The 13,986-nt window shown below is 43.8% G+C and carries 10 protein-coding genes; 3 read left to right on the top strand and 7 right to left on the bottom strand.

The window, feature by feature from the left end; all coding sequences use genetic code 11:
• Nucleotides 1-5: 5 nt before the first annotated feature.
• From PGLA_RS13745 to PGLA_RS13715, 7 genes are all read right to left on the bottom strand, one after another.
• Entirely contained in the window at nt 6-1,298 is a 1,293-nt protein-coding gene (locus tag PGLA_RS13745; protein WP_245699900.1) for a serine hydrolase domain-containing protein, read from the bottom strand.
• 357 nt (nt 1,299-1,655) lie between these two features.
• Complete coding sequence (cstA, locus tag PGLA_RS13740; RefSeq protein ID WP_068533625.1) at nt 1,656-3,461, bottom strand: carbon starvation protein CstA; 1,806 nt, start codon at nt 3,459-3,461, stop codon at nt 1,656-1,658.
• A gap of 173 nt (nt 3,462-3,634) precedes the next feature.
• A complete protein-coding gene (locus PGLA_RS13735) occupies nt 3,635-4,375 on the bottom strand; it encodes a LytR/AlgR family response regulator transcription factor (RefSeq protein ID WP_068533623.1) in 741 nt (246 codons plus the stop codon).
• Nucleotides 4,375-6,108: a sensor histidine kinase gene (locus PGLA_RS13730; RefSeq protein WP_281197311.1), complete on the bottom strand. Its 1,734-nt coding sequence runs from the start codon at nt 6,106-6,108 to the stop codon at nt 4,375-4,377. Before PGLA_RS13730 ends, PGLA_RS13735 begins: the two co-directional genes overlap by 1 nt.
• Nucleotides 6,109-6,458: 350 nt before the next feature.
• Entirely contained in the window at nt 6,459-7,811 is a 1,353-nt protein-coding gene (locus PGLA_RS13725; RefSeq protein WP_068533619.1) for a HAMP domain-containing sensor histidine kinase, read from the bottom strand.
• Entirely contained in the window at nt 7,808-8,482 is a 675-nt protein-coding gene (locus PGLA_RS13720) for a response regulator transcription factor (protein ID WP_068533617.1), read from the bottom strand. Before PGLA_RS13720 ends, PGLA_RS13725 begins: the two co-directional genes overlap by 4 nt.
• 56 nt (nt 8,483-8,538) lie before the next feature.
• Nucleotides 8,539-10,509 (bottom strand): serine hydrolase domain-containing protein, encoded by a 1,971-nt coding sequence (locus PGLA_RS13715; RefSeq protein ID WP_068533615.1) that lies wholly within the window; start codon nt 10,507-10,509, stop codon nt 8,539-8,541.
• A 287-nt stretch (nt 10,510-10,796) separates the two neighbouring features.
• Here PGLA_RS13715 and PGLA_RS13710 point away from each other — a divergent pair, with 287 nt between their 5' ends.
• The 3 genes from PGLA_RS13710 to PGLA_RS13700 are packed head-to-tail and all read left to right on the top strand — an operon-like array spanning nt 10,797 to nt 13,981.
• Nucleotides 10,797-12,332 (top strand): hypothetical protein, encoded by a 1,536-nt coding sequence (locus PGLA_RS13710; protein WP_068533613.1) that lies wholly within the window; start codon nt 10,797-10,799, stop codon nt 12,330-12,332.
• A 20-nt stretch (nt 12,333-12,352) separates the two neighbouring features.
• On the top strand, nt 12,353-13,456 hold the full coding sequence (locus PGLA_RS13705; protein WP_068533611.1) for a pentapeptide repeat-containing protein: 1,104 nt from the start codon (nt 12,353-12,355) through the stop codon (nt 13,454-13,456).
• Between the two features lie 12 nt (nt 13,457-13,468).
• On the top strand, nt 13,469-13,981 hold the full coding sequence (locus tag PGLA_RS13700; protein WP_068533610.1) for a hypothetical protein: 513 nt from the start codon (nt 13,469-13,471) through the stop codon (nt 13,979-13,981).
• The last annotated feature ends 5 nt before the right edge of the window (nt 13,982-13,986 follow it).

Here is a 13,986-nt window from a genome sequence, read left to right as displayed (position 1 = left end):
CATGACTACGCTTTTGCCTGGAGCTCCTGCAACCTGCTAGAAATTGACTCGCTGTCAGGAAATATTGCGGCAGCACAGGTCAGAATGCGGAAAGCGTCCTCTTTGTGGCCATTCCACGTTAATGCTTCGGTGATGCGCATAAATTCAAAATCCACTAGATAATGCTTGTCTTGTTGCATACTATTGATGCGATGATACTCTTCCATCGCCTTCTCCACTCCATTAGATACGACTAAGTCTGCAACTATGTGTGCCATTGATCGCTTTATTTGGTGAATGTTCGAACCAAGCAATAGATCAAGTATTGGATAGGTTACGCTACCCAGCCAGACGTAATCACAGTTGGTCATCACAGAAATAGCGATTTTTTCATCGGGAAGTAGAATTAGATCACTTAGAAAACCGGTATCCCATCCGGAATGTGAGACGATCCTGAACCCCTTATATTCTCCCAAAAACCAGCCCAGACCTATCTGCGCATTTTCTTGTCCGTATCCAGTAGCTGCATGAGGCTTCCACATTTCATCATAGCTGCCGGACTGCAAGGAATGATATCCATCCTTTGCAATTCCTTGGTTAAGATGCATTAGCATATATTGGCACATGTCTTCAACATTGGTATATAGAGTGGAACTGGGTCCATGCGCCCTGTTGTAAGGAAAAACATCACTGATATAGCCGCCATATCCATCGGAAGTCCTGAGCACATGAGGTGCGGCAAGATGAGCTTTCACCTCCTGTTTCAAAAAGGAACTGGACTGCATTCCTGCCGGTTCAAGAATATACTTTTTCATATACTGCTCGAAGCTTATTCCGCTAACCTTTGCTATCAAGTCTCCCAAAATCTCGTATGCTATATTACTATAAGCAAAATTAATACCAGGTTCGCTCAGAAGCTTGTGACGACGGATACTTTTTACGTATCTTTCAAGACTTTGCTCGTCGTATTCAGGCCGGTCCCATGCATAATCTTCTTCATCTGGCATACCAGAAGTATGGTTCAAAAGCTGCCTTATAGTAATATGTTGATACCGCTCGTCCTCCATTTTAAAGTAAGAAAGATATTTCGTGATCGGTGAATCCAGATCTACTTTTCCACGCTCAACCAATTGCATAATGGCCGTAACAACGAATGTTTTTGAGACGGAGGCTTGGTGAAACAAAGTGCTACGAACAACAGGATCACCAGTCGATAAATTGGCTGTTCCATATTCACCAGTAAAGATAATATGGTTGTCCTTCACTATTCCGACGGCTAATGCCGGAAACTGTCCATTTTCAACAAAATCGGTTAACATTACGTGCAACGAACTCTCAGTTTTCTGATATTTGTCCATTTTGTCCTCCCTAATATCCAGCATCAGCATTCCATGTGTTCACTATATCATTACCTAAGTTCACATAAAATGGATAAATCGATTTAAACTAAACTGCCCGGTATAGCTTCTCCTCCTGAGCTAAGAGCACTCCACATGTGTGGTTATGTTAATTTCATACTACCGATTCTATTCGCAACTCTACTTTTCGTTTTATGACTTTGATGGGTGATAAAAAACATCAAAAAAATACGAAATCAGAGATTCAAAAGCAAGCTTAGAAAAAGACAGAGCTTAATTCAAAGGTAGGAAACCTCAATGAATTAAGCTCCTATTTATTTATATTCCATATTTTCTTGCTAATTCTTTTTGCGGTATTTTCCAAAGCTCTATCCACTTTTTGATAGCGGCAATAATAATGATTAACCCTAAGACCAACATAAGGATGGAAAGAACGCCATTTAACATACTATAACTTTTGGAAGCTGTATTCAGATACACATTCTTAACCATCCAGTAGCCTGCTACGTTGACTGTTACATATAAGTAAGCAAGTGGAATCAAGCATGTGAGCATATACCAACGTTTATCTGCAATTTTCAGGACAATTGTTGCACCGATAATTAATCCAATGGATGCCATTAACTGGTTGGAAACTCCGAACAGTGCCCAGATCGAGCCGATATCCCCTGAATAGAGAAGATAGCCCCAAACAAAACACGCTAACGCACTTGCAAAAATGTTACCAGGTAACCAATTCGTCTTCTTTAATGGTTTATAGAGATCTCCGAAGAAATCTTGAATCAAATATCGTGCTACACGAGTACCAGAGTCGATTGCAGTTAAAATAAAGACTGCTTCAAAGAGAATGACAAATTGGTAGAAGAAAGAGGCTAAGCTTTCAAACCAAGGAAGTTTAGTGAAAATATAAGTCATACCCACAGCTAGTGTGACCGCTCCACCCGTACGTCCTTCTAGATCCATTCCAATCTCTGCCGCTAATTCTTTCAGATGAACGGTATCCATCCCGAGTGTTGCGAATACTTCAGGTGAGGAGTTAATTGCAAAATAATCTCCTGGCTGAAGGGAAACAGCAGCAATCAAAGCCATAATGGCTACAAGACATTCAACAAGCATAGCGCCGAAGGCTACAGGTTTAATATCTTTCCACCGATTTAACATTTTGGGTGTTGTTCCTGATCCCACGAATGCGTGGAATCCTGAAATGGCACCACAAGCAATCGTAATGGAGATAAATGGCCACACTGGACCTGCTACGACTGGACCTCCGCCATTAATAAATTCAGTAAAAGCTGGAAATTGGATCGTAGGATTTACATAAAACACCCCAACAATTAATGCTCCGAAAACTCCGATTTTCATGAAGGTACTTAAATAATCACGAGGTGCAAGTAATATCCAAACAGGTAATGCCGCAGCAAAGAATGCATATATGGGTAAAATAAGTGCAAGCGTGCTTGATTCAAGTGTTAAGAAATCTCCAAGCGCTGTACCTTGGATGCTCGGCCCAAGCAGAATTCCGACCATAATTAAGATAAAACCGACTATGGTGGCTCCTTTTAAGTGACCTGTAATCCGGTGGTAGATTCCCACACCCATTGCAATTGGAATCGTGATACCCACTGCAAAAACACCCCATGGATTGTTTTCTAAGGCATGAAGTACGACCATAGAAAGTCCTGCCATTGTTATCGTAATGATAAATAACATTGCGAGCCCTGCACAAAATCCCGCAACGGGACCCAGTTCCGCTTTAGCTACTTCAGATAAAGATTGTCCATTTTTTCGCATAGAAGCAAATAAGACAACAGCATCATGTACCGCTCCGCCGATAACGGCTCCAACAAGCAGCCATATAAGTCCAGGTAAATAACCGAATTGTGCGGCCAAGATTGGACCTACTAATGGACCCGCGGCCGCAATTGCTGCAAAGTGGTGACCGAACGTGACCCATTTATTGGTTGGTACATAATCTTTGCCATCCTCTAGCTCATGTGCAGGCGTTTTCATTGCGGCATCCATCGCCTCAAGTTTTAATATTTTAGCTGCCATGAACGTACCGTATAAGCGATAAGCAATTAATAAAATACATATAGACCCCACTACTATTGTAACTGCGTTCATATTAGAATCCCTCCATCTGTTTAAAATATAAGATAATCATACTCAATGAAAACTGAATTTTATGATTTTCATACTAAAACACAGAAAAGAGAAGGTGGATTACAAATATAGAACGGCGAAATACAAAAGCGCTTACATTTTACAAAATAGTGAGGTCTAAACAGCTTCTTAATCTAGAAACCTAATAGTTTTTTTAAATCTTTCACATAAGTACGACTTACAGGTATTTTGGATCCTTCTTTCATTATCAGATTATAGGTAGAATTAAACCAAGGCTGAATTTCAGATATGTGATCAATATTTACGATGAATCCACGATGAACTCTGATAAATCGATAGTGATTGAGTTTTTTTTCTAACATAATGAGCGAATCGCCCACCTTGTATTCACGTTCCAATGTCTTTATTGCACATTTGCCTTCACTCGAGCCTAAATATGCGATCATCTGACAATCGATTAAGACAATTCGTTCTTCAACTAGGACAGCTATCCTCCCGAATTGTTCAACAGGTATGACGAATGGCGTAGCTTGATTATCCTTCTTCGGAACTCTTTGCATACTATGAACTTTTTCTAAAGTTTGCTGGATTCGCTTCTCATTAAATGGTTTTAAGATATAATCGACAACATTTACTTCAAATGACTTAAGGGCATATTCATCATAGGCCGTAGCAAATACAATTGCAGGAGTCGGATTAAAGGTAAGCAATTGTTTGGCTAACTCAAGCCCGCTATCTTCTGCAAGCTCTATATCCAAAAATACAACATCTGGCCTCACGGATGTAATTTGCTCAAGTGTGTCTTCTATACAATCTGCTTCACCGACGATTTCTACCTGTTTACTCCGAAGCAAAAGATACTTTAACTCATCCCTTGCAAGTGGTTCATCATCTACGATAAATGCCCTCAGCATTACTCATTCTCTCCTTTATGATCAAGGGGGATAGCCATTGTAATTAGGGTTCCTTTTCCAACTTCACTTCGGATCATCAATGAAGCTCTCCCATTATAAATGCCTTCCAAGCGTTCAGTAATATTATAAATTGCCGTTCCAGTACCTTTCTTGGAATCTACAGTTTGCCCACCAAGTACACGCATCCTCTCACTCTTGATGCCTATCCCATTATCTTCAACTACAATATTCATGAATTCATTTTCGGCATAAATGCTGATGATTATTTTTCCGTTCTTCTTTATATTTGAAAAGGCATGGTGAATGGCGTTCTCCACTAATGGCTGCAAGGAAAATGGAGGTAGAAGGACTTTCTCTAGACCTGACTCCATTTCCCAAACAATTTGATACTTATTCGGAAAGCGGGCTTGCTCTAGTGATAAATAGGCCTTAACATGTTCTAATTCTTTTTCTAAGGGAATGAGTAATTGACGTGCACCCTGCAAATTACTGCGAAAAAAAGCACTCAGATCAATGAGTAGTTCTCGCGCTCTTTCGGCGTCAGTACGGCATAATACAGAAATCGTATTCATCGCATTAAATAAGAAATGTGGATGGATTTGGGCTTGTAAGGCTCTGATTTCCGCATCTTTCAGTAGCTTCGTTTGTTGCTCAGCTTGAGCTAATTCTAGCTGGGTGGAAAATAAATTGGCTAATCCTTCAGCTAATTCTTGCTGAACTTCATTTAATTTTTCAGGATGTGTGAAATACATTTTAAGTGCGCCAACCGTTGTATTATGGACTTTCAATGGGATCACAATAGCGGCCTGCAAGGGGCAGTCATCTTGAAAACAATAAATATCTTTCTTTGCTCTCGCTACATGAATTACGCCTTGTTCAAGCACTTTTTTAGTTAATCCTGTTGCCAGTCCCTCAAGAGGTGTATGATGATCAGAAGCAGCACCAACATGTGACAGTACCCTGTGGTCGTCAGTAATAGCAACAGCATCTGCATCCGTTCCTAAGAGCAGAATTTCGGAAATTTCTTTACACGAAACTGGATTTAACCCTTGTCTAAAAAAAGGCAGCGTTTGATCAGCAATCTGAAAAGTGCGATTTGTTTGGAATGCGCGGGTCCTCTCTTCATCACCCAGCACAGACTGAATAATAACGACAAATAACAACGTCCCAAAGCCGTTCCCAATAATCATTGGCAGTCCAATTACCTTAACAAGCTCCCAAGCATTTGCGAATGGTTCTGCCATTATCAAAATAATAATCATTTGGACAGCTTCTAATGTCATCCCTACTGTTACCGTAAAAAACGGAGTGATTTTCCTAGACTTCCTGCGCCATTTTCCTATATATCCCGCAGTAACGCCTGCCAATATGGTTGATATGGCACAGGCTGTAGCAGTAAAACCTCCAAGTGAATAACGGTGTATACCAGCAATCAGCCCACTTCCCAATCCAACTACGGGTCCTCCTATCAAGCCTCCAATGAAAACACCCATGATTCTCGTGTTAGCAATTGCATTATCCGAACCAATAGTGACTAACCAACTATGGTTGGCAATTGCATTGTGATGGATTTCGATCCCCGTATAGTTACTTATAATTCCAAAGGCTCCGAACAGGATGGTGAGTTGAATTTTCCCACTTGTTTTGTGTTCCCCTTGTACAATTTGACGAAATGATTTCATTTGAGAAAGTAAAAAAGCTACGATCACAATGATTCCTATTTTTTCTATCATGAAAGGCAGTAGATGTAACACCTTCATCCATCCGTTCTATTTATTCCTTAACATCCAATCTGGTTTATCTTATAACAAAAAACAAAGATTTGTCGAATCCTGTCTATTATATAAAGACAAGCTATCTTCTCTTATAGTATGTCGTTTAATTTACAGCTTGATGTGTTTTCAATGGAAAACATGGGAGTGCCCCCTCTCTCCTATTCCTATATATACGTCAGATTAATGGTCAAGAATGGGGACTCTATTTAGGTGTCGAGGCGATAGAGGAAACTTTTTTACAACAGGAATTTGAAGAGGGTACAGGGGGATTTATATAAGCTTGATGATAAACTTAAAAACACTTGCCGTTATCGAACAGGCAAATGAACAACCACTGTCGTACCTTGGCCTACCTGACTTTTCATTTCGATGCTTCCACGATGAAGAGTCACGATTTTCTTAGCGATGGCAAGCCCTAAGCCATTACCGCCGATGTTGCGGTTCCGCGACGGGTCCGTTTTGTAAAACCGCTCGAAAACATAATCGAGCTGCTCCGGCGCGATTCCGATTCCCGAATCGGTTATTGAGAAGAAGATTTCATTCACCGAATGGGTCATACGTATTTCGATATGCCCGCCCACGGGGGTAAACTTGATGCCATTGCCGAGTAAATTCATCCACACCTGGTTAAGTTGGTCCCGATCTGCCGTTAATTTGACTGCATCAGCCAATTCTAAATCGATATGAATGCCCTTAGCAGACCATTGGGGCTCACAAGTGACGACGATTTGTCTAATTTGCTCGTCGAGGTTGTACGTGATCGCCTCGAACGGATGATGCTCCGAATCTAGGGAAGCGAGCTCCAGCAAATTATCACTAAGTCTGGATAGTCGCCCGCTCTCTGCGATAATAATATCTAGGTAATAATTCCGATCACTGTCTGCTACCAAGTTGCTGTTCTTCATAGCCACAGCAAAACCGGAAATAGACGTTAGCGGGGTCTGAATTTCGTGAGAGACGTTCGACACGAAATCCTGCCTCATCTGCTCCAGCTGTTTAAGCTCGCTCGCCATCTCATTGAAACTTTGTGTCAAGGCTCCCATTTCATCGACACGTTTCGTTTGTATTTCCACATCGAAATCACCCTTCGCAAGTCGTTTGGTCGCTTGCGTCAATGCTTGAAGAGGTTTCACCAAATACCTAGCCGCAATGAGAATGCATAGGCTTCCAATCAATAGGCCGAGCAGCAATACAAGTAGCATCATCCGATTAATAATATTTTCGTTCTGTGAGGAAAACTGCATAAACATAGCATGCGGCTGCCCCTCGAATGGAAAGGGAAGACCGATGAACGTTTGTTCTACCTCACCGGGAGAACGATAAACTTGTCCCCGCAGCACCTGTTCAACCGCTTCCGGCGCAATTTCGACGTTGTTCGTATCGTCTAAGTCATAGAACGTTACGTTACCGGAAGCGTCATACATATGAATCGGATGGGCGGATACCTTCACCATACGCTTTAGGAACGCATCCCGATCATCGGGTTTTAATTGTTCATAGAGACGTATAATCTCCTCTCCTACTGCAATCATGTCGTTCTGTCCTGTATGGTTTATTTCTTTCTGGAATAGAAAGCGCCCAATAAAGAAAGAGGATAGCAGGCTGAAGATGATAACGGCCAGAAACGTGCAAATGATACGGACGTATAAGGTTTTGATCATGTAATCACCAACCGGTACCCGAGACTGCGGGCCGTTTCAATTTGAAAATGTTGCGAATCGCTAGCAAATTTTTCCCTTAGTCGCTTAATGTGAACATCGACGGTCCGGTCATCCCCTTCGTAATTCATCCCCCAGATAAGCGCGATCAATTGTTCCCGGGTAAAAATTTGCCCGGGATGGTTAGCCAGCTTGAACAGCAGCTCGAATTCTTTTAACGGCAGATTAAACGTCTCATCTCCGCGAATAACTTGAAAGTTACGGCGATTCAGCATAATGCCGCCCAATTGTACGGTCTGTGAAGAGACAATCATATAACGTTTCAGCAACGCTTTTACTCTCATCACAAGCTCCAGTGGATCGAACGGCTTCGTTACGTAATCGTCTGTTCCAAGCTGAAAGCCCTTCACCTTTTGCGCCGATTCCCCCTTGGCCGTAACCATCAATATAGGGATATTCAAATCTATGCGCCTGATCTCCTTGCACAATTCCCAACCGTCTAATTGGGGCATCATAATGTCGAGGATAACCAAATCTATTTGAGAATTTTCGACAATGGCTAGAGCTTCCGCGCCGTCTCTTGCCTCTAATATCTCGAATCCTTCATTCCGCAAAAATAAAGCGATCAGCTCGCGAATGTACGCATCGTCATCCGCGATAACAATTTTGGCCATGAGAGTGTACTCCTCCGATTTCTATCGTGTTCCTCCCCGAAGGGAGGATTGTTGCTTCATCCAAACTGCCACCCCAATAGATTCCAATGATAGAAGAACAAACTCATCACCACTGCCGCTAGCACCACGAGTGTGTAATGCACGCGCTTCAGTACCGTCCAATACTTGTTTTTCCATGCCATTACGCTTAAAGCCATTATCGCCACGGTCAATCCGACAAGTATAATAGGCATGAACAGATAGAGAGCTAACGGTAACGGAATGCGGCTAAGCCGATCCAGCAGATCCATGTTAAACAGTATGAAGAACGTTGCGACGCAGGTCGCTAGCGCCCAAGCGGCGGTAGCTGCCGACAGCCGAACTGCCCACTTCTGCGGTTTCGGCATCGCTTTGATTTCACGCCTGCGAAAAGCGAACCCAATCAAAATACTGATGAATAGAACTACTGAGATCCCAAGCAAGAGCAACCAGAACTTAGATTGATCGAGCAGCGGCGTGCGTTCGAGTGGCATGGGATTAAGTTCATCAAGAAACAGATAAGTGACCTTTCCGGATGCATCGGTGCGGAATCCCATCTGATGTGTGCCTCCGACTTCTTGGAATAAATCCCGTCCGATCGGAGCGTATACTCGCTGTTCTGCTCCGCTTCCAATGGATAGTTGGTTATTGGAAACCGTAATGCTGATCTGGGACAGAAAACTGAAAAACTTATCTATATCCGTGTGGTTACGGCGCGTGAATTGATAGGAACCGGCGTATTTCTGCACGGAATCCTCAAGATTGGCGGATGTAGGAGGCAGTTTGACTTCCTGCATCGGAAAGTAACGATCGAAAAAGGCTTTCGCCACCCCTGCTGCTGCTGCTCCACCATCCCCCCCGCTATAGGATACGAAAATGCCGATTTGCTTATCGGGTACAAGATAAAGCCCAGTATTGAACAGCGTGTCGGCGCCCCCATGGGAAATAATGCGCAGTCCGTTCATCTTCATCTCATAAAAGCCAAGGTCCATTGCTGGTAAACGCTTGTCAAACTGAAAAGCCGGTGAATGCATCAATCTGGCGGTTTCCGGTTTGAGAATTTGTTGATCTCCATAACGTCCGTCCTGTAGATGGGCGATCATGAACCGGGCCATATCGAGAGCCGAGACCGAGCCCGATCCCGCGGGGCGGAAACCTCCCTCGAACGTAGGGGGCTTGGTTACAAATCGGTCGTTCTCTTGGGCATAGCCTAGCATGGCATAGGGCTCAAAAGACGCGGGAATAGGTTCCTGGACTGTTGCGTATTTCATTCCGAGCGGGTCGAAGATGTTTTTCTGAATATAGTCATTATAAGCAATTCCGCTAACTTCCTCAACGATTAGTCCCGCTAACGAGGCGCCATAGTTGGAATAAGACAACATCTCGCCCGGAGGCCGAACCAGTGCCGGCATATGCTTAGCAAGCGTTTTTGAAATCGACACTGGCAGTTTCTCAGGATCCGTGGTGATTTGATAGCCGACGCCCCCCTCCTCAAACCCGGCGGTATGGGTCAAGAGATGACGCAAAGTAATCGGCTGCGGATAGGTTTTCGGTATTTTTACCGTTTTTAAATAGGTGTTGACGTCAGTATCGAGATCAAGCTTACCCTGCTCGACCATTTGCATCACTGCCGTCCATGTAAACAGTTTCGTTGTCGAAGCGATCCGAAACAGGCTGGTCTCAGGGTCGACTAACTTGCCTTCTTCGAGATTGGAGTGACCGTAACCCTTAGCGAACAGATTCTTTCCATCCTTAACAATAGAGATGACTCCGCCTGGAATTTTGAAATCGTCCATTTGCGATTTCATGACACGATCAATGAATGCTGTTAGCTCAGTGGCGTCGTTCAAATCGGCCGCCAATCCCTCTGGTTTGTCGGATGGCAATGTCGAAGCGGGAAGCGCTTCCGATGCGGACGCCTGAGCCCCATACAAATTCGCTCCCACCCCAACAACCAGCAACACCAATAACAATATTACGCAGGATCTGTTCCTCATAGATGATAGCATGATAAGCCTCCAATATTCAGAATATTTGTGATAACTAACTCTCGACTTTCATTGGAAAGCATATCAAAAAAATATGAACGGAGCGTGAACCTGGCATTCACAAAAGCGGAGACTCGTCAGACTTCCAAAAATACACATTGAAAATACTCCAACGAATGGGTCATTCTGTAAACTAATACTCTCTTTTAACCGATAAGTACATATGCTGGATTTGCAAGATAGTAGTAGAGGCCTATCTCAGGATCGGCGGAATGCCCGTTATTAAAAAACCACAAAAGGAGACACCTATGGAAAACACCGTAACTTACGGTCACATCGAAATCATGCCTTATGAATTCGTCCGTCTTCATGAACTCAAAATCCTAAAAACGGTAAATGACCATGCCCACATGATATGTACAGGCATCATATCAGAGAAAAAACGAGAGCTATATGTACGTGCTTCGGATGAGGAAACCCAGGTCAAAGCCTTTATCACGGACACATCCGGCAATCGACATCCCCTATTCCGAGGCATTGCTTTAGATGTTGAGGAAAGAGTCGTTCACGGGGTTCATTACCTGACCGTCAAAGCGATATCTCATACCTATGAATTGGATATCAAACGGCATAAACGCTCATTTCAGAATCCAAAGCTCACTTACACGGGGCTGATCGAGAGCATTATGTCAGACTACACCAAAGCGGAAGCCATGGATGTCGTGTCCCACAAGAAACCCATAGGTATGTTTATCATGCAATACGATGAAACCGACTGGCAATTTCTAAAACGGATGGCTTCCCACTTTTATTCCCCTCTCGTTCCTGCGGTGGGCTATGGAGTGCCCAAGTTTTATTTCGGCTTGCCTATGGGGTTGAGCAAGGGAGAAATTCAATCCAACAATTATAAGGTAACCAAACGGGTAGCCGATTTTCAAACCGCCTCGGAGAACCACATTCCCGGCGTGCACGATGCTGATTTTATTCAGTATGAAGTCGAGACAGAGAAACTACTGGAACCCGGCTATGAAGTGTCCTTTAAAGGCCATAACTTGCTGGTTGCTGAGGTGATAACGGAGATGAAAGACGGGGTGTTAATACATACCGCAAAACTATCACCACGAAGCGGGTTACGTCCTATTAAAGATTACAACCGCTCCATTATCGGTGCTTCCATTCAGGGCAAGGTACTCAGCGTTCGTCGAGACAACATTCGCGCCAAACTCGATATGGACGACCAGCAGGACCCAAGTACTGATTACTGGTTTCCCTACTCTACTATCTATGCATCTGCGGATAACACAGGCTGGTACTGCATGCCTGAGGACGGCGATAGCATTCGTATCTATTTCCCCAGCTATAAGGAGGAGGAAGGGTACGCGATCAGTTCGGTTAAAAGAGAACCGCAGCACTCGGCGGGAAAATCAGCTACAGCTTCTGGACAAGCAGCAGCAGGGCACACAACGTCCTCAGCACATTCGACTGCCTCACCTTCGTCTGTCGGATCAAAATCTTCTTCAGCTCTGTCGGCAGCAGCTCCTGCAGAAGATCGAATGGCTGACCCTGCCATCAAAACACTACGAACCAAATACGGCAAAGAAATTATGCTGGCCCCGGATCAAATCGTCATCTCAGGTAACGGGATGTCCATTGTGATTAACGATAAAACCGGAATTGATATCGTAAGCGGAAAAAATGTGAGTATTAGCGCAGTCTCAGATATCGTCATGAAATCCGGCACCATCCAGCTTTCAGCCGGAAAAATTGAGCTGTCCAGTAAAGATAATAAGATTACGTTGGCTGACAAGACCACCTTCTCCGGTACAGAAATCAAAATGAACTAGCAGAAGGAGGGATCAGCGAAATGGATAAACAAGAGGCGTTACAACATTTTAAAGAACATTATTTTATACCCATGCTGGAAATTCAGTTGGACACGCTCGAAGCCAAGTTTTATCGTTGCCAAGCTCAACTTATTTCCGACTTCAAGAAGTCGTTCATGGATTTATGCATCCACATTCTAAGCATGCAGCAACAAGGCCATAAAGAACCGATTGGATATATCCACTACTCTTTCTTGCGTACTCAGATTCTTGAGCAGTCCTACTTCTATATGGTCGAAGCTTATTCAGCCGAATGGTATGAAGACAACTCGGATTGCAAGTTAACTTATGATGCTTCTTGGGCTTATGCCCCTATGAGTATCATGATAGAAACCTTGGAGCAGGAACGAAAAATATATATGGGGGCGATCAGTCCTGCGGACATCGAAAGATTGCTACTGGAGTCCACACCTTTTTTCCATCAATTCGTGAATTCGATCATGCGTTTGGCGATGGCAGAAGTTGTTCAAATTCCCGAGTATCAAACGATTTATAAGGCTGGGCGTTTGCTGATTCGGACGGGTGAGTATCGGGATATCAGCGAAAATCTATATGTAGAGGATATGGAGCCGCTTCGTTCAGATGAAGTGAGAGAACAATTGATGCCAACGGGTGAGAAAGAGCCATTTATCTACGAAAATCTCAAGCTGCTCTCTCTCCCCCATCTGCACCTCATGGAAAAGGACCTGCGCTACAACGATTTCAGCCACAGTGACTTACGGGGAAGCCAGTTTCATTCCTGCATATTGATGGGAAGCCGCTGGCAACAAGCGAATGTGGAAGGCGGTAGCTTTCAGGGTTGTCTGTTGAGCGATGCTGATTTTCGGTACAGCAATCTAAAGGGGGCCGATTTCAGCGGAGCCAGTGGACAATCTTATCGGGAACATGGACACCGGATGCCCGGGTTATGTGGACTACGTTTTGAACACGCCAATCTGGACGAGACCGATTTTACGAATATCCATGCTTTTGAACATGTCTATTTTGAGGGCGCGTCGATGCGAGGGACCAAGATCCCGCAAAAGTTCCAGCATCTATGGAAGCTCAGTGATACGCAACGTCAGTCCATCGTGTGGATGGAGTAAGGAGGAATCTATATGCGCCACTATTATGTACTGCTCAATGATAACCGTACTTCCTGTAGCATTGAACCCGTGAATATTGGACTTTTGAAAACGCCTTTTGATCGCATGCCACCGGCTCAGGTTTTGGATGTTCATGCATCGGCAAATGCCGAGTATACGGACTGGCTGTCTTTTTCAGCATCACAACCGCTACTTTCTGATCCCATGAAACGGATTTTAGAACTATACAATACACAAGCACGTTTTAAACAACTGTATATCGTGAACCGAGAACATAGCCGGCAGGAGTTATATTGGATTCCCCATGCTCCTGATATAGATGTGATTTCGGAGCACACCGAATTTTATCCGCATGATCAAACACTGAAACGGCTCGTCCTGGATGCACATAAGGTCAAAGAACACCATTTCTTCCAACTATCCCATGTAAGGGAACCTTATTTCATCATTAGCCTGGAGGCTGCGGAAAGCTTGCTTCGTCGGGGTCTAAGCGGTTTTCAGTTACAAAAGTTAGAACTCTTATAAGGAGG

Origin of the sequence: Paenibacillus glacialis, from assembly GCF_001637205.1 — a bacterium.
GTDB classification, from domain to species: Bacteria; Bacillota; Bacilli; order Paenibacillales; family Paenibacillaceae; genus Paenibacillus_AQ; species Paenibacillus_AQ glacialis.
This window is presented reverse-complemented; position numbering and strand designations above follow the sequence as displayed.

Coding starts and splice junctions, on each gene's coding strand:
- PGLA_RS13735 (WP_068533623.1), bottom strand. CDS start 4,375: ATGCTGAGGGCATTTATCGTAGATGATGAACCACTTGCAAGGGATGAG.
- cstA (WP_068533625.1), bottom strand. CDS start 3,461: ATGAACGCAGTTACAATAGTAGTGGGGTCTATATGTATTTTATTAATT.
- PGLA_RS13725 (WP_068533619.1), bottom strand. CDS start 7,811: ATGATCAAAACCTTATACGTCCGTATCATTTGCACGTTTCTGGCCGTT.
- PGLA_RS13745 (WP_245699900.1), bottom strand. CDS start 1,298: ATGTTAACCGATTTTGTTGAAAATGGACAGTTTCCGGCATTAGCCGTC.
- PGLA_RS13720 (WP_068533617.1), bottom strand. CDS start 8,482: ATGGCCAAAATTGTTATCGCGGATGACGATGCGTACATTCGCGAGCTG.
- PGLA_RS13705 (WP_068533611.1), top strand. CDS start 12,353: ATGGATAAACAAGAGGCGTTACAACATTTTAAAGAACATTATTTTATA.
- PGLA_RS13730 (WP_281197311.1), bottom strand. CDS start 6,108: ATGATAGAAAAAATAGGAATCATTGTGATCGTAGCTTTTTTACTTTCT.
- PGLA_RS13715 (WP_068533615.1), bottom strand. CDS start 10,509: ATGCTATCATCTATGAGGAACAGATCCTGCGTAATATTGTTATTGGTG.
- PGLA_RS13710 (WP_068533613.1), top strand. CDS start 10,797: ATGGAAAACACCGTAACTTACGGTCACATCGAAATCATGCCTTATGAA.
- PGLA_RS13700 (WP_068533610.1), top strand. CDS start 13,469: ATGCGCCACTATTATGTACTGCTCAATGATAACCGTACTTCCTGTAGC.